The organism is Nostoc sp. (assembly GCF_036916985.1).
Taxonomy (GTDB): Bacteria; Cyanobacteriota; Cyanobacteriia; order Cyanobacteriales; family Nostocaceae; genus Nostoc.
On sequence record NZ_JBALFD010000019.1, the window covers coordinates 14,984 to 39,929 of the forward strand.

Sequence of the window (24,946 nt, forward strand, 5' to 3'; positions counted from 1 at the left end):
CCTCAAAAACCAAAATGGACAGCTATATCAATTCCCACGAATTGCCCCACACAGCCGCAGAACATACCCACGACGAAGAAGGCAACAAAATGTTTGGCTTCATCGTCTTCCTCCTCTCAGAAAGCGTTATTTTCTTGAGTTTTTTCGCCGGATATGCCATCTACAAAACAACAACACCTAACTGGCTACCAGCAGGTGTTTCTGGACTAGAAGTAAAAGAACCGGCAATCAATACAGTAATTCTTGTTGCGAGTAGCTTTGTAATTTACTTAGCAGAACGCGCCCTTCAACGCCACGACTTAGTAAAATTTCGCCTATTTCTCTTAGCGACAATGGCGATGGGAACTTACTTTTTAGTTGGCCAAGCGATTGAATGGAACGGCCTCGCCTTTGGTTTCACTTCCGGGGTATTTGGTGGAACGTTCTATCTGCTTACAGGCTTCCACGGTTTGCACGTGTTCACTGGTATCCTGTTGCAGTTGATAATTTTGGTACGTTCTTTCCTACCTGGCAACTACGATACAGGTCACTTTGGTGTCAATGCAACTTCATTATTCTGGCACTTCGTCGATGTTATCTGGATTATTTTGTTTATCCTTATCTATGTTTGGCAGTAAAGATTGATGTAAGGAAAACCCACAGAATTTATCTGGGTTGGTGTATGGGGCATTATTAATTACTTTTATGCCCCATGCACCATTTATTTTGTTATTCTGGTTGGTGCAAATGGTTGCTGTTTCAGCTACTATTTTTCAGCTACTTGTGCTTCTGCTGTTAACCGAAAGACAGATTTTGGGAATACTAAATTTAACAGCTTAGGCACTTAGTTATGAAAAAGGAGATTATGTATGGCTGCACAATACAATCATCTAACTATCAAATATCTCAAGCTAATCAATCATATTGCTTGTAAACGAAAAGAATGGTCTCATGATAAGGATGACAAGGAATTTGATTTAGGATGGGTAATAAATGAAGATAGTGGGAAATTAACAAAAGAGGACAAAATAAAACGTAAGAAAGTAGATGCCAAAAAAGCTATAAAAGGCGATCTCATACTCTTATGTCAAAACAATCACTTTCATGGTCATCATGCAACCCATATAGTTGAAATAGTAGATGAACCTCATGAGGCTAAATACAGAGATGATACGTGGACACGTCGAGTTAGGATAATATGGAGAGCCGAAAACCCCTGGGAAAAAGCACCACTCACAGAAGATGTCATTGGTAAGAAATTTTCATTTCGTAGTGGAAACTTGGTTAGCGTTGATGCAGCAACTATTGACTTGAATTTAGACAAGTTGAAATTTAAATAAGCTAGATCAAGAATAGCTAAATGTAATCAGAATCTCGTTTATTCTCTCTGTGACCTCTGTGCCTCTGCGGTTTAAAAGTAATTTATCTAACCACAGAGACGCAGAGAACACAGAGGTTAGAAGTTAAAAAGGGGTTTGATGGTGCGATTTGGCGATTTGTATCACCGGAATTTCAATCCAAAATTCTGTACCTAACCCCGGCTGAGAATCACATCTCAACACACCACCGTGTTTATCTACGACAATCTGGTAACTAATTGATAATCCTAAACCAGTGCCTTTTCCTACTGGCTTTGTTGTGAAAAATGGATCGCAAATTCTTGCCTTTAGGGATTCAGGTATTCCTGGGCCATTGTCTCTTATGCGAATGACTACACTCTTGATATTACCTTCAAGTTCTCCGAGAGCAGTACGGATAGTAATTTGACTGCTATGAGTTGTTGATTGAGATTCCCTATAATCTTCTAAAGCATCGATCGCATTGCTTAAAACATTCATAAATACTTGGTTTAGTGGCCCAGCATAGCACTCTACTAAAGGAAGGTTGCCGTATTCTTTAACTAATTTTATCGCTGGACTTTCTGGTTTTGCTTTCAAGCGATGCTGCAAAATTAGCAAGGTGCTATCAATGCCCTCATGGATATCAACAGGCTTTTTTTCTGCCTCGTCAAGGCGAGAAAAATTCCGTAAACCCAAAACAATCTGACGGATACGATCGACCCCAACTTTCATGGAAGATAGAGTTTTGGGCAAATCCTCCATCAGAAATTCTAAGTCGATTTCGAGTGCGCGATCGCGAATCTCTGGGTTAGGGTTGGGAGCATTTTGCAAATAGAGGTCTAATATACCAAGTAAATCTTGGGCGTAATTATTGACATGATTGATGTTCCCATAAATGAAGTTCACAGGGTTGTTAATTTCGTGAGCAACACCAGCTACCAGTTGACCTAATGAGGACATTTTCTCAGTTTGGATCAGTTGGGTTTGAGTTTGCTGTAAATCATGCAAAGCTTGAACCAGTTTTTCTGTCTGTTCTTTGGTTTGATTATGTAATTGGGCTTGTTGGAGTGCAACCCCAAGCTGATTAGCAATTTGAGTAATAAACTTAATTTCTGAGGCTTCCCAATGGCGGGGTGCAGAATTCTGGTAAGCTGCTAGTAAGCCCCATAGCTGTTGCCCAATAAATATGGGTGCGATCGCATAAGCCCTTGCTTGAATTTGCTCTAGAACTGCAATGTGGCATTGAGAGTGGCCAGCTTCATAGATATCATCGACTGCAAAGCTTTCATTGTGACGATATCGCCCACCTTGGGTTTCTTGTAAATAGCTATCTTGCCAAACTGTCTTAATATCTGAACCGACTAACTTTAACCAGTTATCACCTACAAACTCAGCGATATATTCACCACTCCAATCAGGCTCGAAGCGGTAGACTGCAACTCGATCTGCTTGTAATGATTTACAGATTTCCTGGGTGGTTGTCTGAAAAATTGCATCTAAGTCTAAAGATTCTCTAACTTTCGCCACAACTTCAAACAATACCCGTTGTTGTTCTGCTGCTTGTTGCAAATCTAATGTCTGTTGTCGTGTCTGAGTGAGTAAATCAGCTTGCTGGAGTGCTACGCCCATTTGAGCCGCAATCTGACTGAGAAAGTTAATTTCAGAAACTTTCCATTGTCGAGGCCCAGTGTGTTGATAAGTTGCCAACAAACCCCAAAGTTTTTGTCCAACAAAAATTGGCGCAAGCACAAAAGCGTAAATTTGAAACTGCTCTAGATTGTCGATATGACACTGAGTAAACCCCATCTTGTAGATGTCATCGACTGCAAATGTTTCATTGTGGCGGTAACGTCCTCCCTGTGTGTCTTGTAAGTAGGTGTCATTCCAAATTGTATTAATACCTAGTTCGGACTCATTCGACCAGTATGGACTAGCAGCCTCGAAATCCCCGACAAATTCACCACCCCAATTAGCATCGAAACGATAAACAGAAACGCGATCGGCTTTGATTAATTGACAAACTTCTTTAGTTGTGGTTTGAAAAATTGTATTTGTATCCAGAGATTCCCGAATTTCGGCAATAACTTTAAACACAGCCTGTTCTTGTTCAGCTGTTCTTTGTAACTCAACTGTGCGTCTTTTAACTTGTTTTTCTAAATTTTCATTGAAGACTTGTACTTGTTGCTGTAGTTCATACTGCTGAACTGCGGAAGCAAAGTGTTTGCCAAGGTTTCTAGCCAGTTCAATCTCTTCAGTTGTCCATTTTTGAGCTTGTGCTTTTTTAGATTCGCGCCAAACCTCAAAGGATCTTCGGGGGTACAGTTGCCTTTGATCGCCCTCATGCTGCCCCGCCCATAAAGTTTCTGTATCTACTTCATTGCGGAAAATACTTAAGTAGCCCAGCAATTGCTGACGATACTGGAGTGGGATCATCAACACGCTGCGAATTTTAGTTGGTTGAAAAGCTACTTGCAAACTTCGCAAGCCAGGAGTGTTATATATATCTGAAATCGGCCAAACATCGTAGTTAGTGAACTTGTAGTGTTCGTGCCAGATACTATATTGCTCGATCAGTGGATATATAGTTTGTTCTGGCATCACTGGTTGCTGTCCACAGATATAAAGCTTGATACAAGTATTTCCTGGTATTAAGCATTCTGTTAAGCTGGTCACGTTGCCATTGTGGAAATCAAAAGCTTCATTTCTAATGCACAGTCTGCCACCAACACCATTAAAGGCAGCAACAGCCGCTTCTAGGGCTGGCTGTAAGACAATCGTCGGCAGTGAATGTAGTAGGGTAGCAATGCGGTTAACGATCGCTTCTCGTTCGGCTGTTTTGCGAACTTGAGTGAGAAGGGTACTTTGAGCGATCGCGATCGACAGCTGCTCGACTACCATTTGTATTGCTTCTAATTCATATTCTGAAATCAAACGCGCTTGAGAATTATGAGACACTAGCAGCCCCCAAAGTTGGTCTTGATAGAGAATAGGCGCTATTACAGAGGATTTTACCCCCATTGCCGTCAGATATTCAATATAACAGGGGTCTACAGGGCGGTAATGGATCTCCTCTGAGACAGTTTCTCCATTATCCAAATCACGCAGGTGAATTTGACCAATCTCTTTAGTCTCAACATTCACAACCGAACGCACTCGTGATTTGATAAATAGTTCACGGGCATAAGATGGAATGTCATCGCAGGGAAAATTTAGCCCCAGTAGCGACGGCAAACAATTTTTATTAATCGATTCAGCAATCACTTGACCACTACCATCGGGATGAAATTTGTAAATCATCACTCGATCAGTTTTTAGTAGCGATCGCACCTCTGCCGTTGTCCCTGTGATAATTTCTTCTAACTCTAAGCTGCGTCGGATACGGTTTGTAATGCGGCGTAGAAAACTTTCTTCATCACGACATAAGGGAAAATCTTGTTCAGGATTGGAAGCCATTGCTATAACAAAATAAATTAATAATTTGAAAACTGACATAATTAAATCTAAAGACATTCTGAAATTTATTTCATCAATTTGTCTTCAGTAAAACTACGGTCAAATCATTAATAAAAATATTTTTTTGCCTTTTCTCAAAATTCACCAAAAAATCATAAAAACAGACGCTAAAAAAGTTGCGTCTGTACTAGCTATAAGAGAAAGTTCTTGCTTTTTAGTTTTAACTTTTTGTTGACAGACTAATGTTCAACAAAATTAAACTCTTGTGTTGTCAGCAAAGCGGATTTTTAGATAGTCATCTTCCATCTTTGCTCCGGCTGGTTGCAGTGCTGCTAAGGCTTGTGGCAAAACTAAGTTACGACGATGGTTGCCAATAGTAATGTTTAATTCGTCTCCGGTTTTACTTAGCTGAACTTGGTCTTTAGGGATACCAGGTAAGTAAAGTTCTAAGCTGTATTGGTTTTCCTCTTGCACTACTCTAAGAGTTGTTTCTTTGTAATAAACTTGAGTAGGATCTTCATCTTGATAAAGAGTTTCTTTCAGACGTTCTAAGGAAGCTAATCCACACATCTCCTCAGAAAATAGGGGAACTTCTTTCACAGGCAGAGGGTGAAAATCATCATGAATTTCCTGGCGATATTGCTCCTGACTTTCCTTCCAACGTTGAAAAAATGGGTCTTGGACTTCGCGGGGAATAATCCGATTAGCTACTACTAAATCTGTTGCAACATTATACAAACTCAGATAAGCATGGGCACGGAGAGACTCTTTAATCACCATCTTTTCAGGATTAGTTACTAGACGCACTGAAGTTTGAGTATTATCTGTTAATACTTTTTCCAGAGCTTCAATTTGTTCATAAAACTCATAAGGTGCGTCCATTACCTCTTTATCAGGTAGCGAAAAACCAGCAATTGGTCTAAAGAAAGGTTCAACCAGGGGTCTAAGCGCCACTGAGATGTTTTGAAATGGCTTGTAAAAACGCCGCATATACCAGCCACCGACTTCAGGTAAACTCAGTAACCGCAGTGCTGTGCCGGTGGGGGCTGAGTCGATAATTAAGACATCAAACTCACCTTCATCGTAATGGCGCTTCATCCTTACCAAGCCAAAAATCTCATCCATGCCTGGTAAAATTGCCAATTCTTCCGCCTGTACGCCGTCTAAACCCCTTGCCTGTAAAACTTGGGTAATATAACGTTTCACAGCACCCCAGTTTCCCTCCAGTTCTTGCAGCGCATCTAGTTCAGCACCCCAGAGATTTGGGCGAATTTTTTGGGGTGCATGTCCCAGTTCCATATCAAAACTATCTGCCAGGGAGTGGGCGGGATCGGTACTCAAAACCAATGTCTGATAGCCTAGTTCCGCACAACGGAGTCCAGTTGCAGCAGCGACGGAAGTTTTGCCCACGCCGCCTTTACCGGTCATTAAAATTACACGCATAGATGCTTCTGTCCTACCTGAGGATTTTTTACATTTATTTACATTATCGACTGTTTAAGGAAAATAAATGTTGTTTCATTGCGTCTAGGCATTAATATAAGTATTTAACCTAAATCATCCGTTGGCTTTTGCTGCAATAACCGATCCAGCTTAGTTTCCAGCGCTGAGAGTTTTTTGAGAATTGTGGGGCGATCGCCATCAAGAGAAATTAGTAAATTAGTTATCCTCTCTTGGATGTTCGCTAATTGTGCTACTGCATTCTGAATTTGGAGCATTCCTTCTCGGAGTTCTTGGCGTTCCTGACGTGCTTCCGCCATTTCATCTAACATAGCTTGGACTGTTTTAGCGTTACTCTCAATTAGATGTTTGAGTTCTTTATCAGTCATTGCGATCGCACTTTGAAGTTGAGTTTATGATGAATCATAAAAAAATTAATTAATATCCGCATTATTAACTCTTTCTCCCAACAGGATTTTCAGCTTTATAGCGGATTGATTTAGTATACCAAATATTGATACCAATTCTCCATAGGCAATAATTTTTGGGAAGTTAGTAATCAAAAAATTACCATCTCAACAAGTCAAGTTCAAGGCGATGTAGCACTACGACGAACTTTGATTAACTCAGCACAGATACTAACTGCAATTTCTTCTGGTGTTAAAGCACCAATATCTAAACCAATTGGTGCATATATTTGATGAAAAAATTCTGAATTGTAACCTTCATTTTGCAATATTTTGTACACAGTGCTTACCCGTTTATTGCTGCCAACCATGCCCATATATTTTGTTTGATATTTGCATAACAGGCGTAAAGCTTCTAAATCTTGTAGATAACCTCTAGTAACTAAAGCGACATATAAATTAGTATTTTTATTTAATATTTCTTGAATTGAAGTGATGGGTTGTGCTAGCAGCAGCAAGGCTCCAGGAAATCTTTCTTTTGTGGCAAAGTCTGAGCGATCGTCTTGTACAATAACTTGAAAACCTGCTATTTTTCCAACCTGCGCTAAAGAAACAGCAATATGCCCTGCACCAATAATCAAAAGTGTTGGTGGTGGTAGCAAAGGTTCAATTAATGCTGTAGTGTATAGAGATGGAATTACTTGTGTTTCTAATATTAAATAGGGTTTTTCATCTGTATTAAAGGGCGTGATCATGGTTCCGTAACGCCCAGATGTTAAACTATCTATAATTTGATTAACTAAGTTTAAGTGTTCACTGCCTGACCATAGCTCTAATAATACCTGCATTGTGCCACCACAAACGCCTTGAGTTTCTCGTTGCGGCGCACCAGATAAATCAATTTCTACAAATTGTTTTTTACCTGTTTGTAGTACTTGTAAAGCTTGCTGATAAACTCTTGCTTCTCCAGCACCACCACCAATTGTTCCAAAGGTTTTACCATCGGCGTTAATAAACATTTTCGCCCCTACTTCTCTGGGTGTGGAACCTTTAGTGCTGGTGACAGTGGCTAAAACTACAGCACTGTTTTTTAAGGTTTTTGCTAGTTGTTGGTAGAAGTCAAGCATCCATGATAAAGAACCGCAAAGGACATTCCCTCGACGACGCCCAGGTTTAACATCCCAGATTTTTTGGTGACTAATTTACCTAGTGTTGCCAAAATTACCTGTTTAGTTACCATTAGACTATCACTAATGATTAAGCTAATTGTTTGGATGTTCATCCTTTGTAACCATAGGTGGAGCTACTTCCGCCAAATGTTGTTCTTGGGCTTGCATTTCCAGTAATTGGGGAATCGTCACAAATCTATAACCTTGGGTCTTTAGACCTGCGATCATTTCTGGCAAAGCCTTGACAGATTTAGAACGGTTGCCACCGCCATCGTGCATCAGTACAATTGCACCTGGTTTTGCATATTTCAGCACATTTTTGATCAGCATTGGCACTTGAGGCGAACGCCGTTCGGCATCTCCCGATTCTTCTGACCACATCATGATAGCGTACTTCTCATTTTTGGCATATTCGGCTAATCCATTATTCAGAAAGCCGCCAGGGGGACGAAATAGAGTAGTTTTCTCTCCAGTAGTCTTGTAGATGATCTCTGCTGTACGATCAATTTCACTAGCCGCGGTAGCTACGTCCATACGGCGATACCAATGATGCCATGTATGATTACCAATTACGTGACCATCAGCAGCGACTTGCTTGGCAACTTGGGGAAAATATTTCACCATTTCCCCAATCATGAAGAATGTGGCCTTGATATCATTTTTCTTCAAAATTTCTAAAATCTGTGCCGTATTTTTGGGGCCTGGACCATCATCAAAGGTTAAGGCGATGACTTTCTCGTTTGCTTTTAGTTTCCCTTGATAAACGATTGTTCCCTGAAAAGACTTGGGAACTTCATTCATCGGGTCTGTAGCTGGACTGATATGTTGTGCGGATGCACTCATCAGCTTGTTCTGACTTGCTTTAGCACTCTCGCTTTTTGGCTTTACAATTCCCAATAAATGCTCAAATCCACTGGTAGTTAAAAGCAAACTGATACCCAAACTACTAGCACCAGTAACCAATGTAATGATGATTAGTTTCTGTAACCAAGATAATTTACGGCTAGACACATTAAATATCCTCAAATATTAGTTACTGGGTACTGGGTACTGGGGATTGGGTACTGGGGATTGGGTACTGGGGATTGGGTACTGGGGATTGGGTACTGGGGATTGAGATTAACTCTTCCTTAGTCCCTAGTCCCTAGTCCCCAGTCCCTAGTCCCCAGTCCCCAGCTTACGTATAAAAGTACTATCAGCTAATTATAGAGAGCTAGTCAAATAATGCGATCGCTCTTTATTTCAGCATACACTGCCAGCTATCCGGGATATATCTTGCAGGGGTGGAATTCCCGACGATTTTCTGATTCTTAATTATTTATTTAAGTCCATCAAATAACGAATGGGCAAACAAAGCGGCTTGAGTGCGATCGCGTAAACTCAACCGACTTAGAATATTAGTAACATAATTCTTGACAGTATTTTCTGAAAGAAACAAAGATTCAGCAATTTCACGGTTATTGGCTCCACAAGCAATTAACCGTAATACATCTAATTCTCTGGGTGTGAGTTGCGCCAATTCTGGAGGGGGTTGCATAGACGAGGCAGGGGCAGCAATTGGCGTGAGTGCTTTCTCAAATAATCCTGGGCCCAGTAGGGTTTGTCCCTTGTAGACGGATCTAATTGCCAACATTAATTCATCTGGTTCGGTGTCCTTGAGCAAATAGCCCTTTGCACCCAACCGCATCGCCTGAAAAACATACTCATCATCATCGAAGGTGGTAAGTACGAGAACCTTAATGTTGGGATATTGTTGAGCGATCGCTTTTGTAGTGGCAACTCCATCCATTACGGGCATTCGGATATCCATTAGCACAATATCGGGTTGCAGTGCGGCAATCTGTTCGAGTGCCCGTTGCCCATTCTCCGCCTCACCAATTACCTGCATCTCTGCATTCGACTCAAGCATACTCTTAAGTCCCTGGCGAATAAGATGCTGATCGTCAACTAATAAAATCTGAATCATCGGAGTTACTTAAAAAGCCCTAAGTAGATCATGCGTAAATAATTATCGTTGGGATAAGGCAGGGGGCAGGGGGAAGGAGAGATTGAGCCTGTTTACTTTTCTTTACACAGTTTGGTTTTATTGTGCCGACCTACTTAACAGAAGCTTTGATAGTGGCAAAGAAACAGAAATACAGCAACCTGTTCCTAGTTGACTGTGGAGATTTAACTGGCCGCCTAGTGCAACCGACCGTTCTCGCATTCCTTGCAGTCCAAACCCAGTTGTATTTTGAGTGGGGTTAAACCCTTTTCCATTATCTTCGATTGACAAATGAATCATTCCCGCGTGAGCCAGAAGTTTAACGGTGACACTTGTCGCTTGAGCATGTTTGCAAATATTTGTCAGCGATTCTTGCACAATACGGTAAAGGGCGGTGTTTACTTCTGTTGGTAAAGTATGCGGTAGATCAATTTTACACGAAGGTTCAATACCTGTGGTTTGCTGAAAATCTGTCAGCAGCTTTTCAATGGCTGATTTGAGAGATTGCCCTTGCAAAGGATTTGAACGTAAAACAGAAAGCGATCGCCGAATTTCTAGCAGCGCCTCAGCCCCCAATTCTTTCGCCTGTTTGAGAAATGTCAATGCTTTATCATTATTTGATTGCCAGAACAACAGAGTATTATTTATTTGAATGGTTTGGGCAGCGAGAGTATGTCCTAACCCATCATGAATTTCGCGGGCAATGCGGTTGCGTTCTTGCAAGGTTGCCTGATCTTCAATTCTGAGTGCATACTGACACAGTTGTTGATTGATAATCTCTAATTGCTGATGGGCAATTTCTAACTGCGCTCGACTTTGGCGCTCTGCAAGCAGGGCATTTATTAACAATAAAGCGAATACTAACGTTAAGCTAAACAATAATATATTACTTAATCGCCAATCCCAAGACATCGCGATCATCTTATCTCGCATAAAATTCTCAGGTACAATCGGTCTTAATAAAAGCAGTGTTCCATGAGAGAGCAGAGATAAACCCAAGACAACCAACTGTCCCGATCGCTTAAATATCAGACAACTCCGCATTACCAGTACCAGACACAGCAGCAAAACTGAGCGAGGAGATAAGCTATGTTGAATCGCTGGCAGCCAAATTAAAACTAATTCCAGGGCTGTATAGAGTAATTTTGTTTCTAGCTTTACCATTGGTAGTCTTAAGCCCATCAAGCTAAAAGTGGCGATCGCCATAACTCGTAGCAACAACGACCAAGACAACTCAAATGGCAACAGAATTTCCATGAACGCTGCCGTAGCTAATAACAGCCACTCTAGGTAAAGCAATAAACGAAACGATGGGTAGGTCAAGCTAACCATAGAACTATTCCAACTTAATGGTCTTTGTGATAAAACCATAGGTATTTTCACAATTTTAGAGGGAAATATTGAACTGGGGACTGGGGAGTAGGGAGGGGAAAGCAGGAGAGCAGGGGGCAGGGGGCAGGGAGAAGAGGAAATTGGGGGGAATAAAAGGAGATTTTTCTTCATCCCCCTTGCACCCCGCACCCTGCTCCCTTGCCTCTTCATCCCCCCAATCCCCAGTACCCATTCCCCAATACCCATTACTCTTCTATATAACGAATCTATCTCTGGTATTGATAGAGCCGTTCCGACTGATTAATTATTTCTAAATTAGGAAAAAAGTCACAATCACTTGAGTACTTTTTTACTGGTCAGGTTAGGAATTCTAGCTCATGTGCAAACCCATCACAGCTTTTAAGATTAGCTGGTGTGAGTCAATCAGCAATTTTTAAAACATCTTCTAAATAGTTAGAAGCTGAAATTTACTCATAACAATGGTATTACACACAATCAAAACAAGAGAAGTAAATGATTAAAAAACAGATAATTTTACCAACCATACTACTTGCGACTATCCTCATTGGGGGAATGACAGGTTGCAGCAATTCTAAATCTCCAGATGTCTCCCAAGGGGATGACTCTGGCACAAAGGTCTCTGATACTTCTACGACAAACTCTCCGGCATCGAATACGCCAGAACGCGCTCAAAAGCGCGAAGAAATTCGCAAACAAATCGAAGCAGTTCTGACCCCAGATCAGGTAAAGGAATTGTCAGGAAAATTGCAACAAGGTGAAAAAATGCGTAAAGCAGTGTTGAGCCTGAATCTAACGGCTGATCAAAAGACTAAAATTCAGGATATTTTTAAGACTGCCTATCCCCACCGCAAAGGTAAATCTCAAGATAATTCCTAATAGTTTGATCGAGACAGAATTCAGAATTCAGCCGTCAGAAGGGGCTAGACCCCGCTACGCTAACAGAAGTCATTATCTGCGACTGAACATATTCAACCCTTCATTGATTGCATTCTGAATTCTGCATTCTGAATTCTATATTCTTCTTCAAGATTTAAAGTATGCTTAAACAAAAATTTCTCGTCAAGATAGAGTTAGCTGTTATAGCAATAATGCTTTTAGTAACTAACCTCTACGCTTCCAAAGCTTTCGGTAAAGCCGAACCTAGCCCTCAAAAGCTCGTGGATGAAGTGTGGCAAATCCTAGATAAAAATTATGTTGATGTCAGCTTTAACCATCAAGATTGGAAAGCAATTCGACAGCAGTATCTTGGCCGTTCCTATAGTTCTAATCAACAGGCTTATGGGGCGATTCAAGAAATGGTGGCAAAATTAGGCGATCGCTACACTGAGTTTTTCGACCCGCAGGAATTTAAAGCTCTAAATAATGATCTTTCTGGCAACCTCAGCGGTGTAGGGTTGGAACTGGCACAGAATGAAAAAACTAAAGCCTTAACCGTTGTCGCCCCCATTGCCGGAACGCCTGCTTTTAAAGCAGGTATTTTACCAGACGATATAATTGTCCAGATTAACGGTCAAATTACTCAGGGGATGAAAATTGAGGATGCCGTGAAGCGAATTCTCGGCCCGGTGGGAACTAAGGTAGTACTCACAATTCAACGGGGTAACCAATCGCAAACTTTCAACCTTACCCGTGCAAATATTGCCATCTATCCTGTAACTTATAACACGCAAACAACGCCAGCAGGCAAGATTGGTTACATTCGTTTACCAGAGTTTACGGAAACTGCTGCCGCAGAGATGCATCGAGCAATTGAAGCATTAGAACAACAACAGGTGCAGGGCTACGTTTTGGATCTGCGTTCCGATCCAGGTGGACTGCTGGATGCAAGTTTGCAAATTGCCAGTATGTGGTTGAAGCAAGGAGCGATCGTATCTTTGGTAAATCGAGACCAAGTTAAAGATAGTTACAATGCTTCAGGACATCCTCTTACCAACAAACCCTTAGTGATACTGGTCGATAAGGGATCTGCTAGCGCCAGCGAAATTCTGTCAGGAGCGCTGCAAGACGATCATCGCGCCAGATTAGTCGGGACTCGCACCTTCGGTAAAGGTTTAGTTCAAGCCGTAGAGCCACTGGAAGATGGTTCGGGGCTGAAACTAACGATCGCTAAATACTACACACCAAAAGGTCGAGATATCAATCATGTCGGCATTGAACCAGATATTACTGTGGAGTTAACCGAGGCACAACAGAAAGCATTACTACAAAAGCAAACCTTGGGGACATTAGCCGATCCTCAGTATGCTAGCGCCGTTGCTGACCTGAGCAAATTAATTCAGTCTGGAGGCGATCATGTGAGTTTAAAGAGTGGGAAATGAAGGAGGCAGGACAATACGGTTCGGTTAACAAAGTTATCTGTTGAGGCGAGCAGGGGGAGAGAAATTGCTTAACTAATAACTTTCTTTCCTCCCCTGCCTTCCTTAATAAACACTGTCGTGAACAAGTCAGGAATCGTATCTTTCCATCATGTCAAGCCGCAAAGCCCAACGACTTCAAATTTGTGAACCAGTCCCAGGTCTGCAAATCCTGGTTAAACTCAGTAACACTCCTTTAGTGCGGACAATCATAATTACTGTTACCCACCATCAGCTAGCAATCATTGGGGTTGTATTTGTTGCTACTCTAGTTTTTTCTATGCGGGAAAATGCCCCCTGGCTGACAGTACCGAAACAGGTAGCGATTGAATTTTTTTCTGCTGTATCCCAATCCCTAGCCGCTTTATTGGGAGTGTTAATTGTTTTTCTCACCTTTACTAGTCAGTTGATTGCTCAAAGGAGATATGAAGACTACTATACACTTCAGATTCAGATTGACCAACTCATTCGTCTAACTCAGTCTCTTCCTCCCGAACTTAGTAATTTTGATGAAACTTTGATAGCCCTGATTAACTATTTAGTTCCCTTGCATTTAAAGGATTTTCCAATTTGGGCAACTAGCTCTCAAGTATTACCTTGGGACAAGCTTTTAGAGAATTTCAAGAATGAACATGAATTGATGCTGGGGCAGCAAAAATTTTCCTTAGCTACCCATCTACACCAACAACAAATTTCACTTGTCATCAATAACATGGAAGAAATACTGGAGAGATTCTCTCGGCTTTACAATCGTATTTTAGAGATGAGCCGTTTCATTCTGGCGATTGTAAAGTTGTCCTTTCTCCTGGGAGTTTCCCTTTTATTTTTGCTGTTATTTGGCATTATCGATTTGCAAAGGGAGTTTCCCGATCTCAGCCTACCTGTAATTGTCTCTTTAGCAATTTGGGTATTGATTGCTCTTTTAGAGTTAGTACTTGACACCTGGTTTTTTTATAAAAACCTCTATAGCTCTTCGAGTCAGTATTTGCGCTTTTTTCCGAATAAAAAATACCCTAACTAATAGGTAGAAGCCAACTTACCATGAGTAACTTAACATTCACACACACCAAATTTAGTAACACAGGTAAAGCATCTCAATCTACAACTGATACAGTACGTAGTTATCTTAAAGAAATTGGTCGGATACCTCTATTAACCCACGAGCAAGAAATTTATTTTGCCAAACAAGTTCAGCAGATGATAAAAATACTTGCTGAATCAGAAAAACTTACTGTTGAATTAAAGCGTACACCCACACTGGTAGAATGGGCTAACCAGATGCAGTTAAGTGAACAAGAACTACTTCAGCAGCTAAATCAAGGGAAAAAAGCCAAGCAGAAAATGATCGCGTCTAATCTCCGGCTTGTGGTGTCAATTGCCAAGCAATATCAGAGACGCAACTTAGAGCTTATGGACTTAATTCAAGAAGGTACTTTGGGTTTGGAGAGAGGAGTTGAAAAATTTAATCCGGCTTTAGGATACAGATTTTCAACCTACGTTTACTGGTGGATTCGTCAAGGAATTACCAGAGCGATCGCCCAGCAAGGACGCGCGATTAGATTACCCATTCACATCAATGAAAAGTTAAATAAAATTAAGCGTGTTCAGCGAGAATTATCTCAAAAGTTAGGTCGCATTCCCACTAGTACAGAAATTGCTAATGCACTTTCTTTAAAGCCTAGTCAGATTCGAGAGTTTCTAATTTTGTCTCGCCAAACTATCTCTCTTGATATTCGAGTTGGATCGGATAGAGATATACAATTACAAGATTTAATAGAAGATTACAGATATTCTGATAATGCCTATACCACTGGAGAATACATCAATCAAGATGTCGAAAGCTTATTGTCAAATCTGCCTCAGCAGCAACAAGAAATATTAACTTTGCACTTTGGATTAATAGACGGAAATGGACTTTCGCTAGAACAGATTGCTCAACGTATGGGTATTAGCCGAGAACGAGTTAGGCAGATAGAGAAACAAGCTCTCAGCCTTCTAAATCGACAGCTAAGTAAATAATATGACATGACATAAAGATCAGAATTCAGATTAATAAGCTAAAATCCACTGGAGGTTCTGATGAACCATGAAATTTCTAACGAGAGTTTAACTGAAAATAGTAACGAGAATTTGACTGAAAATAGTGTGGAACCGAAGCTACCACAATCGCCAAAAAAGAAAAATATTGGTTTGGTAATTTTGGGGGTGGTATTGCTGGCTGGACTGGGTTTATTTGGTATCCATGCAGGTGCAGCGAAGACAGATAAAACTGGAAAATCTGGTCGTAATAAGCAGCAAGTGACACCTGTAACTGTAGCAATGGTGACACAAAAAACTGTTCCGGTGCAATTGCAGGCGATCGGTAATGTGCAATCGGGGTCTACGGTTGCGATTACACCCCAAGCTAGCGGACGGATTATTGGAGTTTATTTCAAGAAAGGTCAAGAGGTGAAAAAGGGACAACTTTTATTTACCCTAGATGACCGATCGCAAGCTGCTGCAATCCAGCAAGCTCAAGGTACTGTAACGAAAGACCAAGCCTCAGTACAACAAGCTAGAGATGCCTTAGCTAGAGATTTGGGTCAGGTAGACCAAGCTAGAGCAACTTTAATTAAAGACCAAGCACTAGTCCGACAAGCCCAGGCGAATTTAGCCAAGGATCAAGCACAAGCAGAATTTGCTCAAGGACAGAGCGATCGCTATGGCGCATTGTATAAGAAGGGCGCGATTAGTTTAGATCAAGCACAGCAATACGTCTCCAACAGCAAATCGGCTACAGCAACCCTCCAAGCAGATCGAGAAGCGATCGCTAATGCTGAAGCAGTTTTGAAAAGCGATCGCGTGGCGCTGACTAATGCTGGTGCAGTTGTCAAAGGCGATCAAGCTGCGATCGCTAATGCTCAAGCCGTTGTCATTTCTGACCAAGGAGCATTAGACAATACCAAAGTGCAATTATCTTACGCCAAAATTTATGCGCCGATTGATGGTCTTGCTGGCAATATTCTGGTAAATCAGGGCAATGTGGTGCAAGCCAACAGCACGACTCCATTGGTAAATATCACCCAAATTCGCCCGATTCAAGTTGCTTTTTCCATTCCCGAAACAAATCTGCCCCAAGTGCAAAAGTATATGCAGAATGGCAAGCTGAAGGTAGATGTGACGTTCCCAGATAATCCATCTCGTTCGATACCAGGTACTTTGACGTTTGTCAATAATACAGTCGATAACACCACGGGTACAATTCAACTGATTGGCGACTTTGACAACACTCAGGGACATTTGTTTCCTGGTCAATTTGTCAACGCAACGCTAACGCTGACCGAAGAACCGAATGCAACGGTTGTTCCTTCCCAAGCTGTGCAGAATGGCCCCGATGGACAGTTTGTATTTGTAGTTAAGCCAGATATGACAGTGGAAAATGTTCCAGTTACAGTTAGCAGCACCATTCAGGGGCTAGATGTGATTCAGAAAGGGCCGCAACCAGGCGATAAAATTGTCACCGATGGTCAAGCGAACCTTGTTTCTGGCAGCAAAATCCGCGTCAAAACAGCTGGCAATGACTCAAGTGCAGAGAAGTCTAGAAGAGGCGGGGAGGCAGGGGGCAGGGGGCAGGGGAGAGAATCCTCGAAGTCAAACGGAGGTGATTCATGAATCTCTCAGAACCATTTATTCGCCGCCCGATCATGACGACTCTGGTGATGACGGCGATTTTGATCTTCGGTTTCATGAGTTATCGCCTGCTGCCAATCAGCGATTTACCAAGTGTGGATTATCCCACAATTCAGGTCAGCGCTTCCAGACCAGGAGCTAGCCCCGAAACGATGGCAGCATCGGTTGCTCGTCCTCTAGAGAAGCAATTTTCCAGTATTGCGGGACTCGATTCGCTCAACTCAACCAGCACTCTGGGACAGACTCAAATTACCCTGCAATTTAACCTGAGTCGAAACATTGATGATGCGGCACAGGATGTGCAAGCCGCGATATCGGGAGCATCGGGGCAAATTGCGACTGATTTACCCAATCCTCCGACCTACAGCAAGGTTAACCCCGCCGATCAACCGATTCTCTACCTTTACTTAGATTCTCCCACACTACCCCTTTCCCAGGTAGATAATTATGCCGAGACTTATCTGGCGCAAAAGCTATCTACAATCAATGGGGTGGCACAGGTAGCTGTCTACGGTTCCCAAAAGTATGCGGCTCGAATTCAACTCGATCCGCAGCAATTGGCTACGCGGCAAATTGGGTTAGATCAGGTGGCGACGGCGATTCAACAAGGTAACGTCAATTTGCCTACCGGCAGTCTTTCGGGAAATCATAAGAATTTTACAGTTCAAACTAACGGGCAACTTGAGGATGCGGCTGCTTATCGTCAGCTGATTGTCTCTTATAAAGATGGAATGCCCATCTATCTAAATCAACTGGGTAGGATTGTTGACAGTGTAGAAAATGACAAAGTAGCAAGCTGGTACAACAACACCCGTGCCATTATTCTCACCATTCAAAGACAGCCTGGAACCAATACGGTAGAAGTCGTAGACACCATTAAGAAATTGCTCCCGAATTTGCGAGAGCAGATTCCGAAATCCGTGGAAATTGGGATTCTGTATGATGCGTCTCAGTCAATTCGAGATTCAGTGGATGATGTCAGATTTACGTTGATTTTGACGATCGCTCTAGTTATCTTAGTCATTTTCATCTTTTTGCGGAACCTCTCGGCGACGGTGATTCCCAGTTTGGCGTTACCCGTTTCGCTGATTGGTACTTTTGCAGTGATGTATTTGCTGCACTATTCACTAGATAACCTCTCGCTGATGGCGTTGACCCTTTCGGTGGGCTTCGTCGTGGATGATGCGATCGTTATGCTGGAAAATATCGTCCGTCATATCGAAATGGGGGAACGTCCAGTAGAAGCGGCGTTGAATGGGTCGAGAGAAATTGGTTTTACCATTCTATCAATGACCCTTTCCTTAGTTGCAGTCTTCATCCCGATGTTGTTCATGAGTGAAGTACTGGGACGATTATTTCATGAATTTGCTGTGACGATCGCAGTGGCAATTCTCGTATCTGGTTTTGTCTCTTTGACTCTGACTCCCATGTTGTGCAGCCGTTTTCTGCGTCCTGTAAATCATGCTAATCAAAGTCGGTTATATCAAGCTTCGGAATATGTCTTCGATCGCTTCCTCGGTTTGTACGATTGGAGTCTCAAAAAAGTCTTAAAATATCATCGCACCACGATGATTTTATCTGTCTTTCTCTTGGCGGTGACAGTTGGGCTGTTGATGGTAGTTCCCAAAGGCTTTATTCCAAGCGAGGATACCGGGCAAATTACAGGCGTTACCCAAGCAGCCCAAGATGCATCCTTTGATAATCTTGTCCAGCATCAGCAGACAGTTGCTAACCTGATCCGTCAAGATCCAAATGTAGATGCAGTCAACTCCAATATTGGGGCGGGAGCCAGTGCTAATGGCAGTGGGGCAGCAGTTGCAGCCAATTCTGGCAGTTTGTTTATTCGGTTAAAACCGCGATCGCAGCGTCAACTTGGGGCTGACGAAATCGTGCAAAATTTGCGAACCAAACTCGCCACTGTTCCAGGTATTCAAGTATTCTTGCAAAATCCGCCAGCGATACCTATTGGCGCTCAACAAAGTACAGGACTTTATCAAGTTGCGCTCCAGAGTTCTGATGTCAAACCCTTACAGGAATATGTTCCTCAACTTGTGGTCAAAATGAAGGAGATGACAGAACTTCAGGATGTCAACAGCGATTTACAATTTGCTTCCCAGATTCAAATTGATATTGACCGTGATAAAGCCTCAACTTATGGTATTACTGCCGAGCAAATCGAAAATACCCTCAGAAGTGCCTACGGTTCCTACCAAGTGTCAACCATCTATGCAGCGACTAATGAGTATCAGGTGATTTTGGAATTAGCACCCCAGTTTCAGCAAGATATAAATGCTTTGTTGGCATTATACATTAACTCCAGCACAGGAGTTGCAGTACCTCTGAAGACATTCGCCAAACTATCTCAGGGAGTCAGCCCGTTAATGGTCAATCATAACGGTCGGATGAACGCCGCGACTATTTCCTTTAACCTCGCTCCTGGTGTGGCCTTGGGAAATGCCAACGAAGAGATTGAAAAAGTGATTAATCAGGTGATTCCTGCCAGCATTAGCACCAGCTTTCAAGGTGCAAGCCAGGTATTTCAAAGTTCACTGCCGAGTTTGGGTTTATTGTTAGCGATCGCCATCCTCGTAATTTATCTGATTTTGGGTGTTCTCTATGAGGATTTCATTCACCCAATTACGATTCTTTCTGGTTTGCCGTCAGCAGGTTTTGGGGCATTGTTAACGCTGATAATATTCCATGTCGAACTGAATGTTTACTCCTTCATCGGCATTATTCTCTTAGTGGGCATCGTCAAGAAAAACGGCATCATGATGGTGGATTTTGCTATTGTTGCCCAGCGAGAAGAAGGGAAAAAACCGTCTGAGGCGATTTATCAAGCCTGTTTGGTGCGTTTCCGTCCAATTATGATGACGACAATGGCAGCATTAATGGGAACCTTGCCGATTGCGATCGGATTTGGGGCTGGTTCCGAATCCCGCCGTCCTCTAGGGATTGCAGTTGTGGGCGGACTGGTATTTTCTCAAATATTAACCTTGTATTTAACACCCGTGTTCTATATATATATGGAATCATGGCGGAAGAAGCTTAATCAAGTTAAGTTTCGGCGGGTGTTCTCATTTACAGGGGAGCGATCGTAATGTTCAATAATGGAAAAACCAAGACTCAATCTGATTTTCTAAATTATGAATTAAACACTTATGTCAGAGATTAAAAATGCATTAGATAGAATTCATTACTGGTTTCAAGAAAATCATCCAGTAAAGATTGCATCATTGGCATCAGGTTTAAGTCCATTAGAAATAGATAATGTGTTGAGTACCCTATCTTTTCAAGTATCCCAAGAAGTTCGAGAAATTTATGAATGGTCAAATGGATACCCAATGGATAACTGTGCAGATGATTGGATATTTTATCCTATGTTTCTTCTAAGTTTAGAGTCAGCAGTGTCAGAAGCTCAAACTTGGGAAGAGGAATATGAAGAAATAGCCCTGATGTATAAGTATGCAGGTAAACCTGTCTTGCCAGTCTGTATGTCAGATATCGAGTTTTTAGCAGTTGTCGCGACAGATGATGAACAAACAACTTCTCCTGTAATTCATATCTCCGAAATTGTAGAAATTTCACTGCGATACACCAATTTAACAGCCATGATGTTGACTCTAGCAGAATCTTATGAGACTGGGGGATTATTTATCGATGGCAAAGGTTACATAGAGAAAGACGAGAAAAAGTATGCTGCTGCATATCGAAAATACAACTCACAAATTACAGACTTAGCTCTCGAAAGATTTCTGAAAATATTTCCTGAAGATTCCTCTTGGCAAACCGTAGAACTACTTTATAACGACCTATATATGAGCAATAGCTATGGAATAGAAATTCCCCCAAATAATCTGAAAAATAAAGTAGTTAATACTCTTCTGAATCTGCTGCAAGACGAAAAATATGATTCCGGCTTTTCTGTAGTATTAGTACTCGAAGAACTTCGAGCAGTAGATGCATTAATTCAAGGACTTCAACACCCTAGCAAATGGGTTCGGAGTCGGTCGGCCTTTGCTTTAGGAAAAATCAAAGCATTTGAGGCTGTGGAGTTTGTATCGCAGCTTTTAGAAGATCCAGATCCAGTTGTTAAAGAAGCAGTGAAGGAGGCGTTAGATATGTTTAGAAATCAAAGATAGGCTTTTTGCACCTATTACAGATTGATCAAATTCACGTTGAAATTATATTTAGCGATCGCTACCACATTTCTGGGAGAACAAAACTCATGAACCTTTCAGAACTCTTCATTCGTCGTCCAGTCATGACCACCTTGGTAATGATGGGTATCCTCATTTTCGGTCTCATGAGTTATCTACTGTTACCCATCAGTGCCCTACCCAACGTTGAATATCCTTTTATATCTGTCTCTGCTAGTCTTCCTGGTGCTACCCCGGAAACAATGGCATCTTCGGTGGCCGCACCCTTAGAAAGACAGTTTACCGAAATTGCCGGACTCAATTCATTCAATTCCACCAGTTCCACAGGCAGCACCAATATCTCTCTACAATTTGACTTTAGCCGCAGAGTGGAAGATGCCGCCAAAGATGTCCAGGCAGCCATCTCAGCCGCAGCCGGACAACTGCCCGCCGGAATGCCTCACCCGCCTACCTACCGCAAAGTCAATCCATCTGTCTCACCGGTTATCTACCTCTATATGTATTCTGAGACACAGCCAATCTCGACAGTAGATGAATACGCAGAGGTAACAGTTGGTCAACCCATCTCAATGATTGATGGTGTTGCTCAGGTACAGGTTTTTGGTCAACAGCAATATGCAGTCCGCGTCCAAGTTGACCCGCGAGAGTTGGCATCGCGGGGAATTGGTCTAAGTCAGGTAAAAACTGCAATTCAACAGGGAAATGTCAACTTGCCAACCGGTAGTCTCTCTGACACTTACAAAAATTATACGATTCAGGCGAACGGTCAACTCACCGATGCTGCCGGCTATCGCCAGCTAATTGTAACTTACAAGGATGGTGCTACCGTGCGCCTCCAGGATTTGGGACAGGTAATTGACAGTGAACAAAACGTCAAAGTCTCCAATTTATATAGCGATCGCAAGGTAACAAACCGTCATTCTGTTGTTCTCGCCGTGCAGCCGCAACCGGGTGCTAACACTGTAAATATTGTTGATGCCATCCAAGAACTTTTACCTACACTCCGCGAACAAGTTCCCAAATCCATTGAGATGGGGATTATGTACGATCGCTCCCAAACTATCCGAGCCTCTGTCAACGATGTAAAATTTACCTTGGTTCTCTCAGTATGTCTAGTTGTCTTGGTGATTTTCTTATTCTTGCGTGACATCACGGCGACACTGATTCCCAGTTTGGCGCTACCTGTGGCGATCATTGGCACTTTTGCGGTGATGTATCTATCGGGCTTCTCCCTAGACAACCTCTCATTAATGGCGTTAACCCTTTCCGTGGGTTTTGTGGTAGATGATGCGATCGTGGTGTTGGAAAATATCGTCCGTTATCGGGAAATGGGCGAATCTCCCCTAGACGCGGCATTAAAGGGATCGAGGGAAATCAGCTTCACTATTTTGTCAATGACTCTCTCGCTGGTGGCGGTGTTTATCCCCATCATGTTTATGAGTGGAATCATCGGTAAATTATTTCATGAATTTGCCGTGACGATCGCAGTGGCAATTTTGGTTTCGGGTTTTGTTTCTCTTAGTCTCACCCCCATGTTGTGCAGTCGTTTCTTAAGTTCACCCCATCAGCACAGACCAAATCGGCTCTATCAATTTTTAGAAGGGGGATTTGATTTACTACTGCGGGGATATGATTGGACGCTCAAGCCCATCTTAAAATACCGCCTGATGACATTGATTGGTTCTGGCATTCTGCTGGTAATGACCGTCTATCTGTTCGTCATCGTTCCCAAAGGATTTATCCCTACAGAAGACACCGGACAACTGATGGCCAACACCAAAGGGGCACAAGATATTTCTTTTGATGATATGCGCCGTCACCAGCAAAAGGTTGTTGATATCATTCGTCAAGACCCCAATATTGAAGCCGTTGACTCGATTGTGGGTGCAAGTGGGCCCAATGCCTCAGTCAACTCCGGGCGAATTACAATTCGGCTCAAACCACGCGATCAACGTAAACTCAGTGCTGACGAAATCATTCAAGAGTTAACCCCCAAATTAAGACGTGTAGTTGGGGTTAAGACATTCCTCCGTTCTCCGCCAGCCATTCCTATCGGTGGTCAACAAACTAATTCTACTTATCAGTTCACCTTGCAGAGCTTGAATTTACAAGACCTGCGCCAATATGTTCCTAAACTTCTAGAGAAAGTCAAAACCCTACCAGGACTCCGGGATGTTGACAGCGATTTACAACTCAGCACTCCCCAAATTCAAGTCCAAATTGACCATAACAAAGCCGCCACTCTTGGGATTACTGCCCAACAAGTTGAACAAACCCTCAGCGCTGCCTATGGTTCCAGCCAGGTTTCCACTATCTATACTCCAAATGACCAATTTTATGTAATCTTAGAAGTGAAACCGGAGTTTCAGCGAGATCCCAGCGCCCTATCGATGCTCTATGTGCAATCGAGTACGGGAAAACAAGTACCTCTGAGTGCCATCGCTAATATTACCCAGAATGTCGGCCCCCTCACTGTTACTCACGTTGCTCAACTCCCCTCTGCGACTATCTCTTTTGACACCCTCCCAGGAACGTCTCTTAGTCAGGCTACAGATGCTATCAAGCAAGCAGCTAGTGAGTTGCTACCATCAACAATTACCCCCAGCTTTCAGGGTTCAGCCCAAACCTTCCAGCAGTCCTTCAATGATTTAGGGGCGCTGTTGTTGGTATCCATTTTAGTGATCTATCTAATTCTCGGTATCCTCTATGAGGATTTCATTCACCCAATCACCATTCTTTCCGGTTTACCTTCGGCGGGTTTTGGTGCATTACTGACGCTGCTAATTTTCCAGGTTGATTTAAATCTTTACTCTTTTATCGGCATCATCCTGCTGGTGGGCATTGTCAAGAAAAATGGCATTATGCTGGTGGACTTCGCTATTGAAGCGCAGCGAAAGGAAGGAAAAAATTCCTTTGATGCCATCTATGCCGCTTGCTTGATTCGCTTCCGCCCGATTATGATGACCACGATGGCAGCTTTAATTGGTACACTCCCCATTGCTTTGGGGACAGGAGTCGGTTCCGAAGCGCGTCGTCCTTTGGGGATTGCGATCGTTGGTGGGTTGCTGTTTTCTCAGATATTGACTCTCTATTTGACTCCAGTGTTTTATATTTATATGGAGGCATTACGGAAAAAGCTCGGACAACCGAAGTTTTACCGCTTTTTCTGGAAAAAGAATTCAGGAGTCAGAAACCAAAATTAAGATCATATCCGGTTAAAAAACTTATCTTAAGGTGGCAAGGCAATACTTCTCTGTTAAGCACTTTTAACTCAGAATCGGGTTTGGGGAAAAGGTTAAAGGGGAATGGCACTAAGTTAAGATACAGCCCTTGTGCTGACTGGTTCCCAGCCTCCAGGCTAGGAACCCATTCTGGGAGGCTCCGCCTCCTCTTTCTTGACCAGAGGCGGAGCCTCTCGGAATACATTCCCAGCCTGGAGGCTGGGAACGAGGCTACTTGGGCTTTTCTTAGTGCCATTTGGTTAAAGGGTAAGGAGTAAAGATTTTTTCTTTTCCCTTTCCCGTTTCCCTTTTTCCCTTAACCGAGAAGTATTGGGTAGCAACTATAGGACTCATATCTGATTTTTGAACAAGATTTCAGATAAAACCCTTATAAAACAGGCTTTTCAGTCTCAGTAT

At 42.5% G+C, this 24,946-nt stretch carries 19 protein-coding genes; 11 read left to right on the plus strand and 8 right to left on the minus strand.

From position 1 onward, the window contains the following. Positions 1–14: 14 nt before the first annotated feature. The 3 genes from V7L07_RS07480 to V7L07_RS07490 all read left to right on the plus strand — a co-directional run bounded on the left by V7L07_RS07480 (position 15) and on the right by V7L07_RS07490 (position 1,319). Positions 15–617 carry a cytochrome c oxidase subunit 3 gene (locus V7L07_RS07480; RefSeq protein ID WP_334706725.1) on the plus strand — a complete coding sequence of 201 codons (603 nt, stop codon included), beginning with the start codon at positions 15–17 and terminating at the stop codon, positions 615–617. A gap of 67 nt (positions 618–684) precedes the next feature. Then, the gene (locus V7L07_RS07485) at positions 685–819 is read left to right on the plus strand and encodes a hypothetical protein (RefSeq protein WP_335056449.1); all 135 of its coding nucleotides are present in this window, start codon (positions 685–687) and stop codon (positions 817–819) included. Positions 820–848: 29 nt separating this feature from the next. Further along, complete coding sequence (locus V7L07_RS07490) at positions 849–1,319, plus strand: hypothetical protein (RefSeq protein ID WP_335056451.1); 471 nt, start codon at positions 849–851, stop codon at positions 1,317–1,319. Positions 1,320–1,442: 123 nt separating this feature from the next. Here V7L07_RS07490 and V7L07_RS07495 read toward each other — a convergent pair whose 3' ends face one another. The 8 genes from V7L07_RS07495 to V7L07_RS07530 form a co-directional block, all read right to left on the minus strand. After that, positions 1,443–4,772 carry a GAF domain-containing protein gene (locus tag V7L07_RS07495; protein WP_335056627.1) on the minus strand — a complete coding sequence of 1,110 codons (3,330 nt, stop codon included), beginning with the start codon at positions 4,770–4,772 and terminating at the stop codon, positions 1,443–1,445. Between the two features lie 255 nt (positions 4,773–5,027). Further along, entirely contained in the window at positions 5,028–6,215 is a 1,188-nt protein-coding gene (locus tag V7L07_RS07500) for a TRC40/GET3/ArsA family transport-energizing ATPase (protein ID WP_335056453.1), read from the minus strand. Between the two features lie 104 nt (positions 6,216–6,319). Beyond that, positions 6,320–6,601 carry a hypothetical protein gene (locus tag V7L07_RS07505; protein WP_335056455.1) on the minus strand — a complete coding sequence of 94 codons (282 nt, stop codon included), beginning with the start codon at positions 6,599–6,601 and terminating at the stop codon, positions 6,320–6,322. Between the two features lie 200 nt (positions 6,602–6,801). Next, the gene (locus tag V7L07_RS07510; RefSeq protein ID WP_335056457.1) at positions 6,802–7,746 is read right to left on the minus strand and encodes an XdhC family protein; all 945 of its coding nucleotides are present in this window, start codon (positions 7,744–7,746) and stop codon (positions 6,802–6,804) included. Then, on the minus strand, positions 7,722–7,901 hold the full coding sequence (locus V7L07_RS07515) for a hypothetical protein (protein ID WP_335056459.1): 180 nt from the start codon (positions 7,899–7,901) through the stop codon (positions 7,722–7,724). The genes V7L07_RS07510 and V7L07_RS07515 overlap by 25 nt, the downstream gene beginning before the upstream one ends. Then, positions 7,882–8,799, minus strand: a complete 918-nt coding sequence (locus V7L07_RS07520) for a polysaccharide deacetylase family protein (RefSeq protein ID WP_335056461.1) — start codon at positions 8,797–8,799, stop codon at positions 7,882–7,884. The genes V7L07_RS07515 and V7L07_RS07520 overlap by 20 nt, the downstream gene beginning before the upstream one ends. Before the next feature lie 307 nt (positions 8,800–9,106). Further along, entirely contained in the window at positions 9,107–9,754 is a 648-nt protein-coding gene (locus V7L07_RS07525; RefSeq protein WP_335056463.1) for a response regulator transcription factor, read from the minus strand. 117 nt (positions 9,755–9,871) lie between these two features. Then, positions 9,872–11,143, minus strand: coding sequence for a sensor histidine kinase (locus V7L07_RS07530; RefSeq protein WP_335056465.1), 1,272 nt, complete (start codon positions 11,141–11,143; stop codon positions 9,872–9,874). Between the two features lie 474 nt (positions 11,144–11,617). Here V7L07_RS07530 and V7L07_RS07535 point away from each other — a divergent pair, with 474 nt between their 5' ends. From V7L07_RS07535 to V7L07_RS07570, 8 genes are all read left to right on the plus strand, one after another. After that, positions 11,618–12,001 (plus strand): hypothetical protein, encoded by a 384-nt coding sequence (locus V7L07_RS07535; RefSeq protein ID WP_335056467.1) that lies wholly within the window; start codon positions 11,618–11,620, stop codon positions 11,999–12,001. A 161-nt stretch (positions 12,002–12,162) separates the two neighbouring features. Beyond that, positions 12,163–13,443: a S41 family peptidase gene (locus V7L07_RS07540; protein WP_335056469.1), complete on the plus strand. Its 1,281-nt coding sequence runs from the start codon at positions 12,163–12,165 to the stop codon at positions 13,441–13,443. Positions 13,444–13,591: 148 nt separating this feature from the next. After that, the gene (locus V7L07_RS07545) at positions 13,592–14,500 is read left to right on the plus strand and encodes a hypothetical protein (protein ID WP_335056471.1); all 909 of its coding nucleotides are present in this window, start codon (positions 13,592–13,594) and stop codon (positions 14,498–14,500) included. Positions 14,501–14,520: 20 nt separating this feature from the next. Then, positions 14,521–15,498 carry an RNA polymerase sigma factor, RpoD/SigA family gene (locus V7L07_RS07550; protein ID WP_335056473.1) on the plus strand — a complete coding sequence of 326 codons (978 nt, stop codon included), beginning with the start codon at positions 14,521–14,523 and terminating at the stop codon, positions 15,496–15,498. Positions 15,499–15,558: 60 nt separating this feature from the next. Further along, positions 15,559–17,130, plus strand: a complete 1,572-nt coding sequence (locus V7L07_RS07555) for an efflux RND transporter periplasmic adaptor subunit (protein ID WP_335056475.1) — start codon at positions 15,559–15,561, stop codon at positions 17,128–17,130. After that, positions 17,127–20,249 (plus strand): efflux RND transporter permease subunit, encoded by a 3,123-nt coding sequence (locus V7L07_RS07560; protein WP_335056477.1) that lies wholly within the window; start codon positions 17,127–17,129, stop codon positions 20,247–20,249. Before V7L07_RS07555 ends, V7L07_RS07560 begins: the two co-directional genes overlap by 4 nt. Before the next feature lie 60 nt (positions 20,250–20,309). Next, positions 20,310–21,290, plus strand: a complete 981-nt coding sequence (locus tag V7L07_RS07565; protein ID WP_335056479.1) for a HEAT repeat domain-containing protein — start codon at positions 20,310–20,312, stop codon at positions 21,288–21,290. A gap of 86 nt (positions 21,291–21,376) precedes the next feature. Then, entirely contained in the window at positions 21,377–24,511 is a 3,135-nt protein-coding gene (locus V7L07_RS07570) for an efflux RND transporter permease subunit (protein ID WP_335056481.1), read from the plus strand. The last annotated feature ends 435 nt before the right edge of the window (positions 24,512–24,946 follow it).

Bases quoted from the DNA above. Each gene is read 5' to 3' on its own strand.
- V7L07_RS07570 (WP_335056481.1), top strand. From the start codon at position 21,377: ATGAACCTTTCAGAACTCTTCATTCGTCGTCCAGTCATGACCACCTTG.
- V7L07_RS07515 (WP_335056459.1), bottom strand. From the start codon at position 7,901: ATGAACATCCAAACAATTAGCTTAATCATTAGTGATAGTCTAATGGTA.
- V7L07_RS07485 (WP_335056449.1), top strand. From the start codon at position 685: ATGCCCCATGCACCATTTATTTTGTTATTCTGGTTGGTGCAAATGGTT.
- V7L07_RS07505 (WP_335056455.1), bottom strand. From the start codon at position 6,601: ATGACTGATAAAGAACTCAAACATCTAATTGAGAGTAACGCTAAAACA.
- V7L07_RS07525 (WP_335056463.1), bottom strand. From the start codon at position 9,754: ATGATTCAGATTTTATTAGTTGACGATCAGCATCTTATTCGCCAGGGA.
- V7L07_RS07500 (WP_335056453.1), bottom strand. From the start codon at position 6,215: ATGCGTGTAATTTTAATGACCGGTAAAGGCGGCGTGGGCAAAACTTCC.
- V7L07_RS07490 (WP_335056451.1), top strand. From the start codon at position 849: ATGGCTGCACAATACAATCATCTAACTATCAAATATCTCAAGCTAATC.
- V7L07_RS07495 (WP_335056627.1), bottom strand. From the start codon at position 4,772: ATGGCTTCCAATCCTGAACAAGATTTTCCCTTATGTCGTGATGAAGAA.
- V7L07_RS07540 (WP_335056469.1), top strand. From the start codon at position 12,163: ATGCTTAAACAAAAATTTCTCGTCAAGATAGAGTTAGCTGTTATAGCA.
- V7L07_RS07545 (WP_335056471.1), top strand. From the start codon at position 13,592: ATGTCAAGCCGCAAAGCCCAACGACTTCAAATTTGTGAACCAGTCCCA.
- V7L07_RS07535 (WP_335056467.1), top strand. From the start codon at position 11,618: ATGATTAAAAAACAGATAATTTTACCAACCATACTACTTGCGACTATC.
- V7L07_RS07530 (WP_335056465.1), bottom strand. From the start codon at position 11,143: ATGGTTTTATCACAAAGACCATTAAGTTGGAATAGTTCTATGGTTAGC.
- V7L07_RS07555 (WP_335056475.1), top strand. From the start codon at position 15,559: ATGAACCATGAAATTTCTAACGAGAGTTTAACTGAAAATAGTAACGAG.
- V7L07_RS07510 (WP_335056457.1), bottom strand. From the start codon at position 7,746: ATGCTTGACTTCTACCAACAACTAGCAAAAACCTTAAAAAACAGTGCT.
- V7L07_RS07550 (WP_335056473.1), top strand. From the start codon at position 14,521: ATGAGTAACTTAACATTCACACACACCAAATTTAGTAACACAGGTAAA.
- V7L07_RS07560 (WP_335056477.1), top strand. From the start codon at position 17,127: ATGAATCTCTCAGAACCATTTATTCGCCGCCCGATCATGACGACTCTG.
- V7L07_RS07565 (WP_335056479.1), top strand. From the start codon at position 20,310: ATGTCAGAGATTAAAAATGCATTAGATAGAATTCATTACTGGTTTCAA.
- V7L07_RS07480 (WP_334706725.1), top strand. From the start codon at position 15: ATGGACAGCTATATCAATTCCCACGAATTGCCCCACACAGCCGCAGAA.